This window comes from Citrobacter sp. wls829, assembly GCF_005280825.1.
GTDB classification, from domain to species: Bacteria; Pseudomonadota; Gammaproteobacteria; order Enterobacterales; family Enterobacteriaceae; genus Citrobacter; species Citrobacter gillenii.
Genome location: NZ_SZWP01000120.1, coordinates 1 through 273 on the forward strand (window position 1 = coordinate 1; position 273 = coordinate 273).

Annotated in this window: 1 protein-coding gene; it reads left to right on the top strand. The window is 64.8% G+C overall.

What is annotated here, in order from left to right; all coding sequences use genetic code 11:
• Positions 1–273: cadherin-like domain-containing protein (locus FDW88_RS22360; RefSeq protein ID WP_137363377.1), on the top strand; the 273-nt coding region annotated here is incomplete at both ends.

The following is a 273-nucleotide window of genomic DNA, read 5'->3' on the forward strand; positions in this document are numbered from 1 at the left end:
ACCAGCGGCGGCAAAACCGAAACCGCGACGGTCACCCTCACTCTGGTCAACGACGCGCCGCAGGTCGGCCTGGCTAAAACCGGCAGCACGGCGGAAGACACAACGCTTACCAACGGCGAAAATCTGCTGACGGGCGCCAGCGACCTGAACGGCGACGCGCTGACGGTGAAATCGTTTACGGTGGGCAATACCACCTGGGCCGCCGGCCAGACCGCCACGCTTGCGGGCTACGGCGCGCTGACCCTCAACGCCGACGGCAGCTATACCTTTGTT